Source organism: Bradyrhizobium sp. USDA 241 (assembly GCF_049739505.1).
Classification (GTDB): Bacteria; Pseudomonadota; Alphaproteobacteria; order Rhizobiales; family Xanthobacteraceae; genus Bradyrhizobium; species Bradyrhizobium liaoningense.
On the sequence record NZ_JBMGPZ010000004.1, the window covers coordinates 1,411,265 to 1,430,809 of the forward strand.

A 19,545-nucleotide genomic window follows, 5' to 3' on the forward strand; every position below is an offset into this window, starting at 1 on the left:
GCACCATCCTTTTCTGGATCGCAAACAGATCCAGATAGATAAGCCCTTTCAGAGTGCTGCGTTGGCATTGGGCCATGAGCCGAGAAAGTGCAATGCGCTGTGTCTTGGGATCGTGCGTCTTCTTGTGCCTCTTGATCGGTCTGTGTGCTTCTGCGAACGCGGCCGCAAGAGGGCATCACAAGTTGCGACATGTCATTGCTCGGCCGGGCCAGGCCACGGCTCCAGTCTATGTCACTCCGAATGGTGTGCGCATCTATCGCGACGACTCCGTTCCCGGCGGTCTGCGGACCGACCACGATGATCCTCCCGCCTATGACGATCCATCCAAGTTCGGCGGCGGCTGACCTGGGAGCCGGGCTGCTGTTGCGGCAAGGTGCCCTTCACACCACCTGCTTCCCCGCCCGCTCCGCCACCGCCTTCTGCACGAAGTACATCATCACCAGCGTGATGATCGTCGTCGCGACGACGACGTAGCCGATCCGGTCGAAATGGATCAGCGAGCCGTCGGGCGCCTGCGCGATGATCGCGCCGGCGAGCACCGAACCGAGTCCGCCGGAGAACTGCTGCAGCGAGGCGCTGACCGCGCTGAAGGAGCCGCGCTGGCTCGCGTCGGGGATCGCCGACATCAGCGCCTGCGACGGGATCATCCGCGAGAAGATGCCGACGAACATCAGGACGTTGACGAGGATCGCGGTCGCGAGCGAGACGTGGCCGAGATGTGTGTAGATCAGCACCATGACCACGGTCATCGCGCAGCCGAACACGAAGGTCGGATATTTGCCGAACGCGTCGCTGGCACGTCCGACCAGCGGTCCCGTGACGATGCTGAACAGGCCGGAGACGAGATAGATCGTCGGCAGATGCGTGATGTCGATGCCGAGATTGTGCACGGTGTAGGCGCTGGAGAACGGCATCAGCATGTAGCCGCCCGTTGCCAGCAGCGTCGTGACGGCGAAGGCCAGCGTATAGCGTGGCTGACCGATCGTCGCGATCAGATGGTGGAACGGGTTTTTGTCCTGCTTCAGCTTCAGATGCGCATCGACCGGCTCCATCACGAGGGCGATGATTGCGATCGCTGCGATCGACACCACGACGATCGCCGCGAAGCAGACATGCCAATTCCAGTGATTGGCGAGAAACAGCCCGGCCGGAATGCCGAGCACCTGGCTCGCGGCGAACGCCGTCTGGAGGAAACCCATGACGCGGCCGCGCAGGTGCAGCGGAAACAGGTCGGTGACGATGGCGAGCACGACCGCGCCGATCACGCCGCCGAACAATCCGGTCACGATCCGGCCGAGCAGCAGCACATGGTAGGTCTGCGCGGCCGCGCAGAGCGCAGTGCTGAGCGTGAAGCCGACATAGAAGAACAGCAGCAGGCGCTTGCGATCGAAGCGATCGGCGAAGCCGGCGGCGAGGATCCCCGAAATGCCCGCACTGAAGGCGTAGGCCGACACCGCGACGCCGAACTGCCCGGCCGTGATGCCGAGCGAGGGCATCAGGATGGCGCCGAGCGGCGACATGATGATGAAGTCGAGAATGATCGTGAACTGCGTGAACGCCAGCAACGCGATGAGGAGTGCCTGGTAGCGCGAGAAGCCGCGCTGGCGTTTCCCTTGGTCGTCGATCGGCGCGGCGAGCGTCTGTTCGGTCATTGGCACGTCATTCGTCGTGAGCGGGCGAGGGCGGAGAGGCCGGCAACAGATAGGGTGTGCCGGGGCGAATTGCAGCGGGCCGGCCTGAAGACCTGCTCTGCCGGAAAGAGCGGCGGTCCATCATTTCGCGCGCCGTGGAGGGTGTGAATCACCTTGATTGGGGCGCGACTGATCAAGCGTTTTAGCCCTCAGGATGCGCGAGAGTGCAGGACCAGCCGATCCCTCCAATCCCGACCAAGGGATCGCCGACCTGCACGCCATCGCCGCGATCTGACCGCCCGTAAGGCCACGGCCGCCGCTTGCGTGACCTCTCGCCAGTGGCTACATCGCGGTCCATCCGTTTAGCCTATGATATCGATGCACCGATTCGACCCGAGGTTTTGACACGCCATGACCGTACGTCTGCACCGCGGCGACTTGCCCGACCTGTCCCGCTACACCGGAGCGGTGGCGATCGACACCGAGACCATGGGGCTGAACCCGCACCGCGACAGGCTCTGCGTGGTGCAGCTCTCGCCCGGCGACGGCAGCGCCGACGTGGTGCAGATCCCCAAGGGGCACACTGATGCGCCGAACCTCAAGGCGCTCCTGGCCAATCCGGCCGTCACGAAAATCTTCCACTTCGCGCGGTTCGACATCGCGGTGCTGTACCAGACCTTCGGCGTCATGACCGGGCCGATCTACTGCACCAAGATCGCCTCCCGCCTGACCCGCACCTACACCGACCGCCATGGCCTCAAGGACCTCGTGCGCGAGGTGCTCAACATCGACCTCTCCAAGCAGCAGCAGTCCAGCGACTGGGGTTCCGACAGCCTGACCGAGCCGCAGCTCGCCTACGCCGCCTCCGACGTGCTGCATCTGCACGGCTTGCGCGAGCGGCTCGATGCCATGCTGGTCCGTGAAGGCCGCAGCCAGCTGGCACAGGCCTGTTTCGACTTCCTGCCGACCCGCGCCTTGCTCGACCTCCAGGGCTGGGCGGAAGAGGACATTTTCGCGCATTCCTGAGGCCCCGTGCGGCGGTTATCCTGAGGTTGCCGCCCCGTTTCGGACACTTTCGTAACGGCCTGTCGCCGGCTGCATATTTGGGCGGCGCCGGATACAATGGGGCGCCCGTCGACCGGACGAGGCGAGCGATATTTCAGGAGCCCAGGACTTCAGGAGCCCAGGTGAATTCGGCCCAGAATCCCACCTACGACGCCGCGCTTGCGGCGAAGTTCGCCAGCGCGGCGCGCCACAGCCGCCTGGTGCGGATTCTGCGCATTGCGGTTCCGGGTGCGGTGCTGTTGTCCATGGCCGCCATCGTCGGCGTCTCGATCTTCAATCCGTTCCGCATGCTGATGCCGAAGCTGCCGCTCGATTCCGGAAACATGGTGGTGTCGGGCACCAAGATCACGATGGAATCGCCGCACCTCGCCGGTTTCACGCCGGACCAGCGGCCCTATGAGCTCTGGGCCAAGACCGCGACGCAGGACATCACCGACCCCGATCATGTCGATCTGTCGGACCTGCGCGCGAAGGTGCTGATGGAGGATCGATCGACGCTTTTCCTCGATGCCCGCACCGGCCGCTTCGACAACAAGCAGCAGCAGCTCGAGCTGCACAAGGATATCTTCCTGCGCACCTCGACCGGCTACGAGGCGCGGCTGAACTCGGCCTTCGTCGACATGGGCAAGGGCACGGTCTCCTCGGACGAGCGCGTCGACGTCACGCTGACCAATGGCACGCTGACCGCGGATCGCTTGCGAATTACCGAAGGTGGTGACGTCATCCGCTTCGAGGGCAATGTGGTGATGCACCTGGACAAGCTGGACGAGCCGGCTACTGCTCAGCCCGCCGCCCAGCCTGCGCCGCCCGAGCCTGCGCCGCCTGCGAAGACGCGTACGCCTCAGAACAAGTCTGCCAATTCAAGATGATTTTCATGATGAACTGTTTTCCGCGCGACGCTGTCGCCAGCAAGGCCGCGCTCGCCGTCGGTCTCGCGCTCCTCGTCACGGGCGCTGCCGTCGCACAGAGCACGATGCAAGGCGTGCCCAACGCGATGCAGGGTTTTTCTCAGAATCGCGATCAGCCGATCCAGATCGAAGCCGCCTCCTTGGAGATGCGCGACAAGAAGAAGGAGGCGACCTTCGCCGGCAATGTGAAGGTCGTGCAGGGCGACACCACCATGACCTCGAAGACGCTGGTGGTGTTCTACGAGTCCGGCGGCGACAAGCCGGCAGCACCGCAGCCTGCGGCGAAGGGCACGAAATCGGCGCCGATGCAGTCGGCGACGCCGGGTCCGGGCGGCAGCTCCTCGATCAAGCGGCTGGAGGCGCGCGGCAATGTCGTGGTCACCCAGAAGGACCAGGTGGTGACCGGCGAGACCGCCGTGTTCGACACCAGGACCAACCTCATCACCATGCTCGGCGGCGCGGGCGGCCAGGTGGTTCTGACCCAGTGCAAGAACGTGCTGCGCGGCGACCGCCTGATGGTCGACATGACGACCGGCGTGTCCCGTGTCGAATCCGACAACGGCCGGGTGCAGGCGCTGCTGCCGCAGGGCGGCAGCAATGATTGCGGCCAGGGGGGGCAGGGGGCCAAACCCGGCGCGGCGCCGCCTCTGCAATTGCCCGGTGCAAGTAAACAAAAGTGAATTCAATCACTTGTTTCGGATCCTCGCGATCCGAGGTTGAAGCTTGCCCGGCGAGGCTGTATCTAGCGCGCAGGGCTTTCGAAGCGGGATCCGCCGCTTTTCGGGCGTGTTTCACTGGGCATGAGACATCCCTCATGCTGCCTCGGCGAATTGAAAGGCCGGTGCGGCAGATCGCGCGAATTCGCGCAGGATCGTCGCGAAAAGGCTAGAAGGCGGGGATGGTCGATCTCTTCAGCATGTTCCGTCGGCGCCCCGCCAAGCGCGGCCGGCCAGGATTTACGCGTCAGGACATCACCGCGCTCGGTGACAGCGTCGGCGGCCTCGTGCCCAGTCCCATCAGGGACGCGCCGCCGGTCGCCCGCGACCAGCCGATACGCGCGCCGGACCAGTTCCGGGGTGACTACCAGGCCGACTATCAAGTCGAGCCGCCGCGTCCGCAGGCTGTTCACCCGGTCAGGGCCGCCGCGAGCTCCAATGGCGCGGGCGGCCCTCAGCTGCTGAAGCGGCCCGGCTTCCTGGCTGTGCATAGCGTGGAAAAGAGTTTCGGCAGCCGCCAGGTCGTGCGCGGCGTCAGCATCTATGTACGCCGGGGCGAAGCGGTCGGCCTGCTCGGGCCGAACGGCGCCGGCAAGACCACCGTGTTCTACATGATCACCGGCCTGATCAAGGCCGACCGCGGCGCGATCGAGCTCGACGGCCACGACGTCACCAAGCTCCCGATGTATCAGCGCGCGCGGCTCGGCATCGGCTATCTGCCGCAGGAAGCCTCGATCTTCCGCGGCCTCACCGTCGAGCAGAACATCCGCGCCGTGCTCGAAGTGGTCGAGCCCTCGCGCAAGAAGCGCGAGCAGCAGCTCGATTCGCTGCTCGACGAATTCAACATCACGCGCCTGCGGAAATCGCCGTCGATCGCGCTGTCCGGCGGCGAGCGCCGCCGCGTCGAGATCGCGCGCGCGCTGGCGACGCGGCCGAACTACATGCTGCTCGACGAGCCCTTCGCCGGCATCGACCCGATCGCGGTCGGCGACATCCAGGACCTCGTCCGCCATCTCACCAATCGCGGCATCGGCGTGCTCATCACCGACCACAATGTCCGCGAGACGCTCGGCCTCACCGATCGCGCCTATATCGTCTATGCCGGGGAAATCTTGACCGAGGGAACTCCGGATGAGATCGTTGCCGATCCGGACGTGCGCCGCCTTTACCTTGGCGAGGAATTCCGCCTCTAGCCCGTTTTTGCGTTTCGTCAAGACGTGTACATCGGGCTCGGACCAGGATAAGCAAAAATCGGACCAATTTTTGGGAACGGTTCTTGCTTCATGGCGCTCACGCAGAGACTAGAGTTCCGGCAGTCGCAGTCGCTGGTCATGACGCCGCAGCTGATGCAGGCGATCAAGCTGCTGCAATTGTCCAATCTCGATCTCACGACGTTCGTGGAAGAGGAGCTCGAGCGCAATCCGCTGCTGGAACGGGCCAGTGACGAGGGCCCGGCGGGGGAGGCTACGGCCGAGGCCGGGAGTTACGGCGATTCCGACGGTCAAGGCGATGGTCAGGGCGAGGACGGCTTCGGCGGCGGCGCCGAGGGTTTCGAGCCGGGCCAGGAAGAATGGATGAGCAAGGATCTCGGCACCCGCGCCGAGATCGAGCAGACCCTGGATACGGGCCTCGACAACGTCTTCTCCGAGGAGCCCGCCGAGGCTGCGGCGCGCACCGCCCAGGACGCCGCGCCGACCACCTATACGGAATGGGGCGGCGGTGCCTCTGGTACCGAAGACTACAATCTCGAAGCTTTTGTCGCGGCCGAGACAACGTTGTCGGACCATCTCGCCGAGCAGCTCGCGGTCGCCTTCACCGCACCCGCCCAGCGCATGATCGGCCAGTACCTGATCGACCTCGTCGACGAGGCCGGCTATCTGCCGGCCGATCTCGGCCAGGCCGCCGAGCGTCTTGGCGCATCGCAAGCCGACGTCGAAGGCGTCCTCGCCGTGCTGCAGAAATTCGATCCGCCCGGCGTCTTCGCGCGCAATTTGAGCGAGTGCCTGGCGATCCAGCTCCGCGAGCTCGACCGCTACGACCCCGCGATGCAGGCCCTGGTCGAGCATCTCGATCTGCTTGCCAAGCGCGACATCGTTGCCTTGCGCAAGATCTGCGGTGTCGACGACGAGGACATCGCCGACATGATCGGCGAGATCCGCCGCCTCAATCCCAAGCCCGGCATGAAGTTCGGCTCGGCGCGCCTGCAGACCATGGTGCCCGACGTCTATGTCCGTCCGGGTCCCGACGGCGGCTGGCATGTCGAGCTCAACAGCGACACCTTGCCGCGTGTGCTGGTCAACCAGACCTATTATTCCGAGCTGTCGAAGAAGGTCGGCAAGGACGGCGACAAGTCCTATTTCACCGACGCGCTTCAGAACGCGACCTGGCTCGTGCGCGCGCTCGACCAGCGCGCCCGCACCATCCTGAAAGTTGCAACCGAGATCGTGCGCCAGCAGGACGGCTTCTTCACGCATGGCGTGGCGCACCTGCGGCCGCTCAATCTGAAGGCCGTCGCCGATGCCATCCAGATGCATGAATCCACGGTGTCGCGCGTCACCGCCAACAAATACATGGCGACCAATCGCGGCACGTTCGAGCTGAAATATTTCTTCACGGCCTCGATCGCCTCGGCCGACGGCGGCGAGGCGCATTCGGCCGAAGCCGTGCGTCACCACATCAAGCAGCTGATCGATTCGGAGGAGCCCTCCGCGATCCTGTCGGATGACACCATCGTGGAACGCTTGCGCGCTTCGGGCATTGATATTGCCCGCCGCACGGTCGCGAAGTACCGCGAAGCCATGCGCATACCCTCTTCGGTGCAACGCCGCCGCGACAAGCAGAGCGCTCTTGGTAACGTTCTCTCCACCGCATTGTCCGATCGCTCCCGCAACCCCGAGCCGGCCTGATTGCGCTGGCGCGAAATCGCGCTACTCTCGTCTTCCCTTCGAGACCGATCCAGGCATGCGCATGCTCCGGAAAGATGTGCAGCGGTTCTCCTCGCGACATACGCGGAGCGCGTTCGCGCGAAGATCGTGCGCAGGGAGCGACTTCAGTTGCGATGATTCGTCATCGCGACAGGGGCAACAAACCAAGCGAGGCATCCAATGACTCTCCGGATTTCGGGAAAGAGCATCAGCGTCGGCGAGGCCCTGCGCGGCCGCGTCGCCGACCGCACCGACGAGGTGCTGCGCAAATATTTCGACGGCAACTATTCCGGCCACATCACGCTGAGCAAGGACGGTTTCGGTTTCCGCACCGATTGCGCCCTGCATCTCGATTCGGGAATCACGCTGGAGGCCGATTCGAACGCACCGGATGCCTATGCCAGCGCCGACCAGGCGCTGCTGATGATCGAGAGGCGGCTGCGTCGCTACAAGAACCGGCTCAAGGACCGCTCCGCGCGCAAGGCCCATGTCGCCTCCGAAGCGATGGCTGCGCTCGACGCCACGGCTTACGTGCTGGAAGCGCCCGGAGAGGGCGAAGAGGAAGTCACCGGCTACAGCCCGGTCATCATCGCGGAGCAAACCACGTCGCTGAAGCGGCTCTCGGTCAGCGAAGCGGTCATGGAACTCGACCTCAGCGGGGCGCCCTGCATGGTATTCCAGCATGGTTCGTCAGGCCGGGTGAACATCATTTACCGCCGGGCGGACGGCAATGTGGGCTGGATTGACCCGCCGGGAGCGAAAGTGGACGGCCAATCGCCCGGCTAGGCCCGGGATTCGGGCACCGTACCATTCCGGCCCTTAACATTGACGGTGGCAAAGCCACACGCGGGAGTTGGCACCGGGATTGCGTTGGAGTAGAAGCCCCCCACATCTCGACCGGGGCTAAGTGCGCCTCCTGCTTCATGTTATTGACGCCGGCTCAGCTTGGTCTATCAAGTTGGCCAAATCGGAACCTGACGGTTTAATTCACCTCGGAAACCCTCCATGCCGATTACCGATCTGGTCGCACCCGAGGCGATTCTCCCGGCATTGAAGGTCAACAGCAAGAAGCAGGCCTTGCAGGAGCTCGCAGCCAAGGCCGCCGAGCTGACCGGGCAGAACGAGCGCTCGGTGTTCGAGGTGCTGCTGCAGCGGGAGAAGCTCGGCACCACCGCGGTCGGCTACGGCGTCGCCATTCCGCACGGCAAGCTGCCCAAGCTGGAAAAGATCTTTGGCCTGTTCGCGCGCCTCGACCGCCCGATCGATTTCGAGGCGATGGACGGCCAGCCGGTCGATCTCGTCTTCCTGCTGCTCGCCCCCGAAGGCGCCGGCGCCGATCACCTCAAGGCGCTCGCCCGGATCGCCCGCCTGCTGCGCGACCAGGACATCGCCAAGAAGCTCCGCGCCTCGCGCGATGCCGAGGCGATCTATTCGGTGCTGGCACTGCCGCCCGCGACCGCGGCCTGAGCGTGATGAGTTGAGGCTTGATTGCTGCAACGGCGGAGGTGCACTCCCTCTCCCGCTTGCGGGAGAGGGTGTTTCCGCGATGGGATAATCTCCTAGAGGAGAAAGCCCTCACCCGCACCGAGCCCGTGGCAATCGCTTCAACCTGAGGCCGTTCCGCATTAAGCGAAATATTAACCGTGCTTCTGGAAGGTCAGCTCATGGCCAGCCTGCACACCGTGGCGGATTCCGAGGCATACGACAGCGCGATCTGGAAAGCGCGCGGGGTCGGCGTGGAAACGCTTGCCAGAAACGTGATCCGCATTTCGATCACCGTCAACGTGATCGCGTCGATGGGCGTCTTCAATCCCGCGCTGCTTCGCGCAGAGTGGAGCTATGTGCAACAGGCCGTAGCGCTCTTGATGTGGATCATCCTGATCTACGCCAGTGCCTTCGTACGCCCGCGCGTGAGAGTGCAGTGCAATCCCGATCTCATCGCGCTGGTCGCATTCTATGCTCCCCCGTGGGTCGGTCAAAATCCCCCGGGTATGGTCACTTGAAACTCCCCCACCTGATGATCGCCGTCAGCGCCGCTGAACAGCAGTAGCCGGTCAGGCAGGACGTTTATGTTCGACCCCTTTAGCCAGCAAGGGGCCGGGGAGTTGAACGTCTTGAAGCGACATCTGCAAAGCACCGTACTTACATTACTTGATCGCAACACCAGCCAGCGCGAGATTCACCGGCTGACGGGTGTCGATCGCAAGACGATCCGGCGTTATCAGGCGCTGCGGGCCGGTGCGGAGGCAAATTCCCCCGGGGAAGTGACCACCGGCTCGGTGAGCGCGGACGGCCAAATTCCTCCACCCCGACCACCGGCTTTTGGGACATCGGAAGCGACGGTCACCAGCAGCCTGGCCCGTTCGGCTTGCGAAGCGCATCGGACGTGGATCGAAGAACAGGTCCGGCTGAAGCGGAACGCGCAGGCGATTTACCAGGACCTGGTTGATCAATTTGGCTTTCCGTCCAGCTACCAGAGTGTCAAGCGGTTTGTGCGCCGGTTGCGGCACGCTGATCCTGAGCAGTTTGATCGTCTTGAGTTCCTCCCCGGCGAGGAAGCTCAGGTCGACTATGGCGAGGGCGCGCCGACGGTTGATCCGAAGAGCGGGCGGTACCGTCGTCCCCGCCTGTTCGTGATGACGCTACGCTACTCGCGGCGCAGCTTCCGGCGGGTAGTCTGGAAGTCCAGCCAACAAGTCTGGGCGCAGCTCCACGAAGAGGCGTTCCGGTATTTTGGCGGGGTCCCCAGCTATGTCGTGCTCGACAACCTGAAGGAAGGCGTCCTCAAGCCGGATTTGTACGAGCCCCAGCTCAACCCGATTTACAGCGCGATGCTGGCTCATTACGCCGTGGTCGCCGATCCCGCGCGCGTGGCCGATCCAAATCGGAAAGGATGCGTCGAGAATGCGATTCAACATACCCAGGGCACTGCGCTGGCCGGACGGCGCTTCGAGACGCTGGAGGCGCAAAACGAGTTCTTGAGGCACTGGGAGGAGAACTGGGCTTCCAAACGCATCCACGGCAGCACGCGCCGTCAGGTCGAGGCGATGTTCCAGGAAGAGAAGCCGCACCTGCGGCCGCTGCCTGTCGCTCCCTTCCGCATCTTCACCGAAGTCGTCCGGACTGTCTGCGACGACACCACCGTACGCGTCGACAACAGCTATTACGCCGCGCGGCCCGCGCCGATCGGCAGCCAGGTCGTCGTGCGCATCTACACCACCACGATCGAGATCCGTGATCGCCACACCCGTGCGCTGCTGCGTGTTCATTCCCGGATGGCGCACCCCGGTTCTGTCGTCCTGCCGACCAGCGAACGGCCGTTCAACCCGTCGCGGCAAACCGCCGTGCTGCTGGCGAGCGCCGAGCGCATCGGACCGCAGACCAGGGCCTTGTGCCAGCAGGTGTTCGACACCGAAGGGCGCCCCGGACAGCGCGCGATGTGGGGCATTGTCGGGCTGGGCCGGAAGTATCCGGCGCGGCTGGTCGAGCAGGCCTGCGCGCACGCCATCGACAACCGCATCTACCGCTACAAGCACGTGCGTGCGACCGTCGAGCGGTTGTTCGAACAGGCGATCGAGCAGGTTGGAGTGACGCCACAGCCGGCATCGCCGCTCACCCAGGATCATCCGCTGATCCGTACCCCCGCGGAATACGGCGACCTCTTCAGCCGCGCTGTGCGGCGCGACGCCGACGACAATGGTCGGCAGGCCGAGGCTCACGACGATCACGCCACGGCAATCCGCGCTCGTGTCGCCTGCGCAACCCCGGCCAACTCCGGCGCCACGAGCGCTCCCGCTGCACCTTCTCACCTTAAACTGGAGACCTAGCCACATGATGACCATGCCGGAAATTGAGCGTTGCCTACGACAGCTGCGCCTGTCGGGTGTCCGCGACACGCTGCAGACGCGCGTGCTCCAGGCGCAGGGCGCCAACCAGCCCTTCCTCGAGACCTTCTCCCTTATCCTGCAGGATGAACTGGACCGTCGTCAGTCCCGTCTTATCGAGCGGCGATACCAGCAATCCGGGCTCGACGAAAAGCTGACGCTCGCCGAGAGAGCTGGCCCCGGTTGTTTGGACAGCGCCCCGCTGGATTTAAGTGGATTCCTGCCGGGTTATGCTGAACGCGGGGCTTTACGGTTTTGTCGTTGCGTCGGGAGGGCGTAGCCCGACCAGAGCGACGACAAAACCGTCGGCGACGGTCATGCGGCCATCACCATAGCTTGCGTGCCGAAGTAAGCCTCGTCGGGCGTGCGCCCGTCAAGGCTCGAGTGAGGGCGTCCCTGATTGTAGAAGGCCAGATACTTGGCAATTGACGCTCGCGCCTCGGACACGCTGTCGTAGGCGCGGAGATATACTTCTTCGTATTTGACCGTGCGCCAGAGCCGCTCGACAAACACGTTGTCGCGCCAGGCGCCCTTGCCGTCCATGCTGATGGCGATCTTCGCGTCCAGCAGCACATCGGTGAACTCGAGGCTGGTGAACTGGCTGCCCTGATCCGTGTTGAAAATCTCGGGCCTGCCGTGCTTCGCCAACGCCTCCTGGACCGCTTCGACGCAGAAGGCCGCCTCCATTGTGATCGAGACGCGATGGGCCAGGACCCGTCGGCTGAACACATCGACGACCGCCGCGAGATAGACGAAGCCACGCCGCATCGGAATGTAGGTGATGTCCATTGCCCACGCATGGTCGGGCCGCTCGATCTTCAATCCGCGCAACAGGTACGGGTAGATCTTGTGACCCGGAGCCGGCTTGCTCGTGTTCGGGCGACGATAGACCGCCTCGATCCCCATGCGCTTCATCAGCGTCGCGATGTGGCGGCGACCGGCGTATACGCCCTCCCGCCGCAGCAACGATCGCAGCATACGCGCTCCCGCGAAGGGATAATCGAGATGCAGCTCATCGAGCCGACGCATCAAGGCAAGGTCCTCGGCCGAAACTGGCCGAGGTTCATAGTAGACCGTGCTGCGAGCCAGCTTCAGGACCTTCGCCTGGCGCACGATAGAAAGATCATGATCGCGGTCGATCATCGCTTTGCGCTCAGCAGGCCCGCCTTGGTGAGCGCGCCGGACAAAAAATCGTTTTCCAACGCCAGCTCGCCGATCTTGGCATGTAACGCCTTCAAATCGACCGGCGTCTCGGCCGATGTCTTGTCATGCCCAAACACGCCGGCGGCGCCTTCCAGGAGCTGGTTTTTCCAGATCGTGATCTGGTTCGGATGAACATCAAACAGTTGCGCCAGCTCCGCCAGTGTCTTGTCGCCTTTGACCGCAGCCAAAGCAACCTTCGCCTTGAATGCCGGAGAATGCGTCCGGCGGCTCTTCTTCGTCATCTTCGCTCCTGATTCGCAGCAAGAATCCTCGCCGCTGTCAGGCAGAAAATCCACTCAAGCTACTGTCCGAATTTGCGGGGCCAGCTCTCCATCATCGACTGCGATCTCCTCGTGCTGGACGATCTATTCCTCGCACGCGCCATCCCCGACGACGCCGGCACTTTGCTGCAGACCCTGATCCATCAGCGTTACAAACTGCGCCGCAGCGTCATCGTCACCTCCAATCGCGTCGTGCAGGATTGGGGGGCATACCTTGGGGACAACACTATGAGCACGACGATCCTCGATCGCCTTATGCATCATTGCCATCTGCTTGAGTTCGACGGACGCAGCTATCGGCTCAAAGAAGCCGCTGAAGCTCTTGCCCGGGAAACAAACTCAAACTAACAGTCCCTTGTCCTGCCTCGCGGGTGGAGGAATTTGACTGACCACACCCGGAAGAATTTGAAGTAACCCGCGGGGGCTCTTGCCGTCGTTTCCGTTCTCTGGACCAGCCTCGGCAGTGCGGCGTTCATGAAGAGCGCGGCACTCGCGGTGACGACTTTCGGTGCGTACTGCCTCATTACGCGTATCGACATCGACGAGATCGTCGGGTCGACGGCGCTGGGGCTCTTCATACTGGTCGCGGCCTCGGCCTTGTGCGCGGTGTTCGTGCCCGAGATCGGCGTGGACCAGAGCTGGATGCACAATGGCCAGTGGCAAGGAATCTATGAATCGAAGCAGACGCTCGGCTTCATCAGCGCATATCTGATGTTCTTTGCCTGCTATCGGAAGATGACGGGGCAGGGATGGATCGCCTTCCTCTCGATATCCTATTGGCATCGACCTGCGTCATCGCCTCGGAATCGCGCGGCGCCGGTGCCGTTGCAGTTGCCGCGGGAGCACTGCTCTTTACCTCGATGTGGTCGATCCGCTGCATGAGAGTCTACGCGGTGCTGCCGTTCATCATGTGCATCCTGGCCGCCCTGCTGATCCTGTATTTCTACGTGACGGGGTACGATTCCATCCATCTCGGAGAAACGACGATCAATTTGACCGAGCGGACCTTCATTTGGCAGTACGCCATCAGCCATTTCAACGATGCGCCGCTGCTGGGCTTTGGCATCAACGGATTCTGGACGCGTCCTGCAATTTACGACTATTTCAACCAGAACCATGGCTGGGTGCTCGACAATTATCACAGCGGTTACATCGCGGTGGCGATCGAGACGGGATTCCTGGGATATCTGCTGTTCGTCGCGAGCGTCTATCTGTTCTCGGAGAAGGTCCTGTATTTGATCGCCACCCGGTCGATCGATCGTCGCTACTGCGCTCTCATCATCGGATTCGTCGTCCTGAGCTTTCAATCGAATTTCACGGAGACGATGTTCCTTCGCTCGACGATGTTCACGTCGGTGCTGCTCGTCGCATTCTTCTTCGCTGTGTGCAGGCCGGTGCAGCAGCAAACCCTGCAATGATGGAGCACGCAGGATGAAGCTGCTCTGCGCCCGCCGGGCGGTAATCTTCGCCCTCGCGCTGGTGATGTCGGCGCTTGCGATCTTCTCCCAGGCCGAGGCGGCCGGGCAGGGCACCGCGCCCCCGAAATTGAGGCGCGGCATCAACATCCTTGGCTACGACGGCATCTGGGAGGGAGGCCGGAACGCGCCGTTTCGTCTGGACAACCTCACTGCGATCAGAATGGCCGGCTTCTCGCACGTCCGGATCAATTTCTTCGGCTTCAAGTTCATGGGCGCCGGGAATCTGCTGGATGAAATCGTGCTGAGGCGGCTTGATGCCGTCATCGAGGACGTGCTTGCCCGGAATCTCATTCCCGTCCTCGACGAGCACGATACCGAGCTTTGCCAGCGCGACGTGTCCGAATGCTCCGGGAAGCTGAAAGCGTTCTGGACGCAGCTCGCCGAGCGCTATGCCGGAAAATATCCGAGGCTCGTCTTCGAGGTCCTCAACGAGCCGGGCGGGCAGATGACGTCCGCCGCCTGGAACGCCCTTCTGAACGAGTGTCTCGACATCATCCGCGCCACCAATCCCACGCGGACGGTCATTGCCGCCGTTCTCAACGTCGATGACATGCCGGTCGAGGAACTGGTCCTGCCGGCGGATGACAGAAACCTCATCGTCACTTTTCACTACTACGCGCCGATCCGTTTCACGCACCAGGGCGCGCCGTGGTCCGAAACGTTTTCGCGCGTAGGGCCGCTCGATTGGGGCACTCCGGAGGACGAACGAAAGGCGCGCGCCGATTTCGAGAAGGTGCGTATCTGGTCCGAACGGGAAAAGCGCCCGATTTATCTCGGCGAGTTCGGCGTGTACGAGGCCGCCCCAGCCGAAGCCCGGACGAGATATCTGTCGTTCGTGGCACGAAGTGCGGAGCGGCTTGGCTGGGCATGGGCCTACTGGCAGTTCGACCATGATTTCGCGGCATTCGACGGCGCGCGTCAAACCTGGAAGCCGGACATCATGCGGGCGCTGATCCCGGCGGGGCGTTGAGGCGGGAGGTTCGCGCGCGTGTGCTCAGTGCACTCTTACCGCTTGCAGCTCGTCGCTCAAGGCGCTGGCGATCGCAGCTTCGCGGCTGTCGGTCAGCATTCCCGGCGACGCCTTCGAGGGCGCCGCTGGTGCGCTTCAGCTGACCGTCGGCAGCAGGCGCCGGATCATGCTCAAACAAGAACCTAAAGTGCGATGACGATTCATCCAAATCTCATCGCGCTTTAGTCCGAAAGTCGCTCCAGCACGTCGCGCACCAGCCCTTGCAGAAGATCGAGCTTGTAGGCCGTCATCGGCAATGGTTTGGCACCCGAGCTCGCCGCTTTCGCCGCTTCTGCGATCGATGCCGCGTTGGCAATCTTGCCACTGAGCTGGACTTCCACGGCGGTGAGGCGAAGCGGCACGGGCGCGACGCCGCCTGCAGCGAGACGCACGAGCTGGAACTTGCCGTCGGCGATCACGACGCGGGCGCAGAGTTCCACCAGCGGCCATTCCGCATAGGTCCGGCTGATCGCCCGCTTGTAGGAAGCGCGCTCGCCCTCAATCGGAGCAGGAAGCGCGATGCTTTTGATCATCTCGCCTGCTGCCAGTGTATGATCGGCGTGCGCGACCGAGCCGTCGCCGAGCAGGCCGGCAATCGTCAATCCGCTGCGCCGGTCCGTGGTGATGGTCGCATCATAGGCGAGTAGAGCCGCCGCCATGGTCGAGGGATGCGGCGCGACGCAGTTGCCGAGATCGAAGGCAACGCCATAGAGATGATTGCCAGACCGGGCAGGGCAGGTGCTGCCGCCTTTCTTCAGGCAATCGATGTCGGCCCGGCGGAAATACCAGCAGCGCGAACGTTGCGCGAGATTGCCGCCAAGCGTTGCAACCTGGCGCACCTGTGGTGTGGCGAGGCCATGCGCGCTCGCCGCAATACCGGGATAGGCAGCGGCGATGCGAGCGTCCGTCGCGATCGTGGCGATGGTGGTAAGCGCGCCGATCTGGGCTGCTCCATCGGCGTCCCAGGTGATCGTCTTGTCGCCGGTGGCCGATATGTCGATCAGCATTCCCTGCGACACGCCGCTGCGGCGGCGTTCGCTGAAGTCGGTGCCTCCAGCGCGGAATTCAGGCGTGGGCATGGCGGTCATGACGGCGACACTCATGCTGCATCCCTCCCTTTCAGCGCGGCCACCAGACGATCGGGCCGGAACGGAATTTCGGTCAGTCTCACGCCGATCGCATCGCGGATGGCATTGGCGATCGCGGGCGAGGTCGGCACGGTGGCGACTTCGCCAATGCCGACGCTGCCGCCCGGCACATGCTCGAAACCGGCCTCGTCGAAATGCACTTCCAGTTTCGGCATGTCGCCAATCCCCGGAATGCGGTAATCCTCCATGCTGCCGCTCAGGATGTGGCCGCTCAAAGGATCGGTCTCCCGCGACTCATAGAGTGCGTAGCCAATGCCCTGGATCACCGCGCCCGCGGCCTGGCTTCGCGCCAGCGTCGGCGCGGCCAGCTTGCCGATCGCGAGGCCCGTATAGGCGTTGAGCACGCGCACATGGCCGAGCCAGGTATCGACCTCGACTTCCATCACCTGCACCGAGCTGGGCACGCCGGCGCCGACCACCATGTGGTTCATCAGACGCAGCACCCAACCGAACACCCGGCCCATGATGCCCGCCTCGTGCAGCGCGGGCCTGACGCCGCGCGGCGGCTTGCCGTCCTCCTGGCGTCTCGCCGACACCGCGATGTCGGGAGAAGCCGCGATCATCTCGCGCCACGGCGCGTTCGAGCCCGGAGCAGGTGTGCGAGACCCGATGCGCTTGATTTCCGCTTTCAGCTTGTCGATGGCGAGCAAGGTCGGCGGCACCACCGAGGCGGTGACGCGGCTGCCGCCGGAGCCTGGTCCGGGCGGCAGGTTGGAGCGGCCGATGCGAACTTCCACGTCCTGCGGCTCGAGATCAAACGCCTTCGCGACGGTGTTCGCGATTACGCTGCGCGTGCCCGTACCGATATCCTGCACCGCGCAGCTTGCGACGATGCGGCCGCCCTTGATCGCGAGTTCGACCGAGGAGCCGGTCTGCCAGAGATAGAGCCAGTAGCCGGTGGCGACGCCGACGCCGCGCCGATAGCGGCCGGTCTGCGAGGCGGCCGGCTTGCGGCGCTTCCAGACGTCGAGGCCGGCAGCCCAGTCGTACAGCCGCTGGCGGTTGGGATCGGGGTCCCAGAGCTTGCGCAGGTGAATCGGATCGATCTTCATGCGCAGCGCCGCTTCGTCGACCGCCTGCTCCAGCGCAAACGACATCGGCGGACCGCCGGGGCCGCGGAACGGCGCGCCGGGCGGCAAATTGCTGAGCACGTCGAAGTCGACGAGTTCCTTTGCCTCGGCCGGATAGATCAGCCGCGCCAGGCCGGCGATCAGCGAATTCACGGCGGCGCCGGTATCGGCATGGGCGGTGAGCGACAGCGCCTTGAGGCGGCCTTCCGCCGACGGCAGCAGGGACAGCTTCAGCTCGGCGGCCGGACGATAGCCGGCGACGGAAAGCTCCTCTTCACGATCGAAGGCGACACGCACCGGTGCCTTCGCGGCGCGCGCAAGCTCGATTGCGGCGATGGTCTCCAGCCCAACGCTGCCCTTGGAGCCGAACCCGCCCCCGACATGGTCGGCGATCACACGCACCTTGTCGTGCGGAAGGCCATAACGCTTGGCGATCTTCTCCATGCTCTCGTGAATGGCCTGGGTCGAGATGTGCACGGTGAGCTGATCGCCATCGAATTTGGCTACGGCGGCATGTGGTTCGAGGCTTGCGTGCTGTTGCGTCGAGACGCGGAAGGTTTCCTCGACCAGCAGCGGATTGCGTTGCTGGCGCGCGTCGTCAAGCCAGCTCTTGGCCTGCTTGGCTTTTTGCGAGAACGGCGCCGAAGGCCCGCGCACATTGCCCTTCCACGACACCGGTGCGCCGCCGGCGCCCTCGGACACGTTGCCGGCACGCTTGCGGTCCTTCTTTTCGAACACGACGGGCGCATCGTCGCGTCGCGCTGCATCGAGCCCGATCACCGCGGGCAAAGGCTCGGGCTTGAAGCTGATCGCGGCGATTGCCTTCAGTGCGGTGCGGCGATCCCTGGCCGCGACGGCTGCAATCGGCGCGCCGACGAAGCGGACCATGTTGTCATCGTCGAGCAGCGGAACGACCGCGGCAACGCCGGCAATGGCGCGCGCCGGCGCCAGGTCGAGCCCGGTGATCCTCGCATGCGCGATGTGCGCGCGCAGGATGACGCCTTCGAGCTGGCCGTCATGGTGGATGTCGACTGTGTAGCGGGCCAGTCCCGTCACCTTGTCGCGGGCTTCCAGCCGCGGCGCGATGGGCTCGATGCCGTCGAAGCGGCCCGAGCAAGCCTCGGCGACGGCGCGATAGATGCCTTCATAGGCGCCGCAGCGGCAGAGATGTCCCGATAGCGCGGCGGCGATCTCCTCGCGCGAGGGTGTCGCCGCGCCCTTGGTCGCGCGCCAGCCGTCATGGAAGGCGGTGGCTTCGACGACAAAGCCGGGCGTGCAGAAGCCGCATTGCAAAGCGTCGTGCGCCATGAACGCCTTCTGCACCGGATGCAATCCGGTGCTACCTATGCCCTCGATGGTCGTCAGCGATTTACCGGCGGCCGCCTGTGCCGGCCACAGGCAGCTCACGACCGGCGTGCCGTCGAGCAGCACGGTGCAGGCGCCGCAGACGCCGGAACCGCAGACGAGTTTGGTGCCGGTGAGGCCGCCATCGCGGATCACGTCGATCAAGAGCGCATCCGGATCGTCGGGCAGCACCAGAGGCCGTCCATTGATGGTCGTGGTGGTCATTTGCGAACTCCCGTTTTGCGGTGGGACTTCTTTGCGGACGGCGCCATCGCGCCGGCGATCAGCATGCGCAGCATGGTCTCGAGCTGTTTCAGAAACGCGTCGACCGGCTGCATGGAAGGGAAAGCGGATTTGGTGCCGTGGATCGCCATCTCGACGCAGCGCGCGAGCTCGCGCACGCTGACGCCGCTTTCGAGCTTGAGCTTTCGCTTGCGGCACACCCGCGCGATCGTGGTCGCGATCTCGTCGGCAAAACGGTTGGAATAGCTCTGGTAGAGGTCACGCGCCTGCGCGAGGTGCTCGGAAAACAGCTCTTCGGTATGGGGCGAGTCCTTGAGCGAGGCGAGCAGCGACTGCATGCGCGCGCCGATCTCGGCGACCAGGATGTCGGCAAGCTCGAGGCCCGCGTCTTCCGCCGCCGTCGCTGCCGCGATTTCGGCGGCTAGCCCCTGCTCGTAGATCCGCTCGAGCACGGCGCGAAACAGCGCCTCCTTGGAGGCGAAGTGATGATAGAGCGCCTGCCGCGTCAGTCCGGCTTCCTCCGCCGCCTGCTCGATCGAGGAGCGGCGGAAGCCGTGGCGCCGGAACACGCGCAAGGCGGCGTCGAGGATCCGGTCCTGGGGAGGGGCCTTGGCCTGCATTTTGTCAGATTTGACAAACAC

General features: G+C 64.1%; 15 protein-coding genes and 4 pseudogenes. 13 read left to right on the forward strand and 6 right to left on the reverse strand.

What is annotated here, in order from left to right; all coding sequences use genetic code 11:
• Window positions 1-380: 380 nt before the first annotated feature.
• Entirely contained in the window at window positions 381-1,652 is a 1,272-nt protein-coding gene (locus ABIF91_RS16500) for an MFS transporter (RefSeq protein WP_424579260.1), read from the reverse strand.
• Between the two features lie 390 nt (window positions 1,653-2,042).
• On the opposite strand from ABIF91_RS16500, the gene ABIF91_RS16505 reads away from it, so the two are divergent.
• The 10 genes and pseudogenes from ABIF91_RS16505 to istB (ABIF91_RS16550) all read left to right on the forward strand — a co-directional run.
• The gene (locus ABIF91_RS16505; protein ID WP_028179139.1) at window positions 2,043-2,657 is read left to right on the forward strand and encodes a ribonuclease D; all 615 of its coding nucleotides are present in this window, start codon (window positions 2,043-2,045) and stop codon (window positions 2,655-2,657) included.
• A gap of 161 nt (window positions 2,658-2,818) precedes the next feature.
• Window positions 2,819-3,565 (forward strand): LPS export ABC transporter periplasmic protein LptC, encoded by a 747-nt coding sequence (gene lptC, locus ABIF91_RS16510; RefSeq protein WP_028179140.1) that lies wholly within the window; start codon window positions 2,819-2,821, stop codon window positions 3,563-3,565.
• Window positions 3,562-4,284, forward strand: a complete 723-nt coding sequence (locus tag ABIF91_RS16515) for an LptA/OstA family protein (RefSeq protein ID WP_028179141.1) — start codon at window positions 3,562-3,564, stop codon at window positions 4,282-4,284. The genes lptC and ABIF91_RS16515 overlap by 4 nt, the downstream gene beginning before the upstream one ends.
• Before the next feature lie 218 nt (window positions 4,285-4,502).
• A complete protein-coding gene (lptB, locus tag ABIF91_RS16520; RefSeq protein ID WP_028179142.1) occupies window positions 4,503-5,513 on the forward strand; it encodes an LPS export ABC transporter ATP-binding protein in 1,011 nt (336 codons plus the stop codon).
• 90 nt (window positions 5,514-5,603) lie between these two features.
• Entirely contained in the window at window positions 5,604-7,226 is a 1,623-nt protein-coding gene (gene rpoN / locus ABIF91_RS16525) for an RNA polymerase factor sigma-54 (RefSeq protein WP_028179143.1), read from the forward strand.
• A 198-nt stretch (window positions 7,227-7,424) separates the two neighbouring features.
• A complete protein-coding gene (hpf, locus tag ABIF91_RS16530) occupies window positions 7,425-8,030 on the forward strand; it encodes a ribosome hibernation-promoting factor, HPF/YfiA family (protein WP_028179144.1) in 606 nt (201 codons plus the stop codon).
• Between the two features lie 219 nt (window positions 8,031-8,249).
• Window positions 8,250-8,711, forward strand: coding sequence for a PTS IIA-like nitrogen regulatory protein PtsN (gene ptsN, locus ABIF91_RS16535; protein WP_028179145.1), 462 nt, complete (start codon window positions 8,250-8,252; stop codon window positions 8,709-8,711).
• A 197-nt stretch (window positions 8,712-8,908) separates the two neighbouring features.
• Window positions 8,909-9,247 (forward strand): hypothetical protein, encoded by a 339-nt coding sequence (locus ABIF91_RS16540; protein ID WP_028179146.1) that lies wholly within the window; start codon window positions 8,909-8,911, stop codon window positions 9,245-9,247.
• A 66-nt stretch (window positions 9,248-9,313) separates the two neighbouring features.
• The gene (gene istA / locus ABIF91_RS16545) at window positions 9,314-11,071 is read left to right on the forward strand and encodes an IS21-like element IS1631 family transposase (RefSeq protein WP_100214066.1); all 1,758 of its coding nucleotides are present in this window, start codon (window positions 9,314-9,316) and stop codon (window positions 11,069-11,071) included.
• A 4-nt stretch (window positions 11,072-11,075) separates the two neighbouring features.
• Window positions 11,076-11,297: pseudogene (gene istB, locus ABIF91_RS16550) on the forward strand (IS21-like element IS1631 family helper ATPase IstB); the annotation flags it as partial.
• Between the two features lie 146 nt (window positions 11,298-11,443).
• Here the strand turns inward: istB (ABIF91_RS16550) and ABIF91_RS16555 are convergent.
• A protein-coding gene (locus ABIF91_RS16555) for an IS3-like element ISRj2 family transposase (protein WP_129557670.1) occupies window positions 11,444-12,573 on the reverse strand; the annotation gives its coding sequence in 2 pieces (ribosomal slippage) (window positions 11,444-12,321 and window positions 12,321-12,573; 1,131 coding nt in all).
• A gap of 87 nt (window positions 12,574-12,660) precedes the next feature.
• Here ABIF91_RS16555 and istB (ABIF91_RS16560) point away from each other — a divergent pair.
• From istB (ABIF91_RS16560) to ABIF91_RS16570, 3 genes and pseudogenes are all read left to right on the forward strand, one after another.
• Window positions 12,661-12,960 (forward strand): annotated as a pseudogene (gene istB, locus ABIF91_RS16560) (IS21-like element IS1631 family helper ATPase IstB); the annotation flags it as partial.
• A 75-nt stretch (window positions 12,961-13,035) separates the two neighbouring features.
• A pseudogene (locus tag ABIF91_RS16565) lies at window positions 13,036-14,030 on the forward strand (O-antigen ligase family protein); the annotation flags it as partial.
• A gap of 13 nt (window positions 14,031-14,043) precedes the next feature.
• The gene (locus ABIF91_RS16570) at window positions 14,044-15,060 is read left to right on the forward strand and encodes a glycoside hydrolase family 5 protein (protein WP_028180130.1); all 1,017 of its coding nucleotides are present in this window, start codon (window positions 14,044-14,046) and stop codon (window positions 15,058-15,060) included.
• Between the two features lie 24 nt (window positions 15,061-15,084).
• Here ABIF91_RS16570 and ABIF91_RS16575 read toward each other — a convergent pair.
• The 4 genes and pseudogenes from ABIF91_RS16575 to ABIF91_RS16590 all read right to left on the reverse strand — a co-directional run.
• Window positions 15,085-15,168: pseudogene (locus tag ABIF91_RS16575) on the reverse strand (DUF1150 domain-containing protein); the annotation flags it as partial.
• A 113-nt stretch (window positions 15,169-15,281) separates the two neighbouring features.
• Window positions 15,282-16,187 (reverse strand): FAD binding domain-containing protein, encoded by a 906-nt coding sequence (locus tag ABIF91_RS16580; RefSeq protein ID WP_424579261.1) that lies wholly within the window; start codon window positions 16,185-16,187, stop codon window positions 15,282-15,284.
• A gap of 11 nt (window positions 16,188-16,198) precedes the next feature.
• Window positions 16,199-18,886, reverse strand: a complete 2,688-nt coding sequence (locus ABIF91_RS16585; RefSeq protein ID WP_028180128.1) for a molybdopterin-dependent oxidoreductase — start codon at window positions 18,884-18,886, stop codon at window positions 16,199-16,201.
• Window positions 18,883-19,524 (reverse strand): TetR/AcrR family transcriptional regulator, encoded by a 642-nt coding sequence (locus ABIF91_RS16590; RefSeq protein WP_028180127.1) that lies wholly within the window; start codon window positions 19,522-19,524, stop codon window positions 18,883-18,885. The genes ABIF91_RS16585 and ABIF91_RS16590 overlap by 4 nt, the downstream gene beginning before the upstream one ends.
• Window positions 19,525-19,545 lie beyond the last annotated feature (21 nt).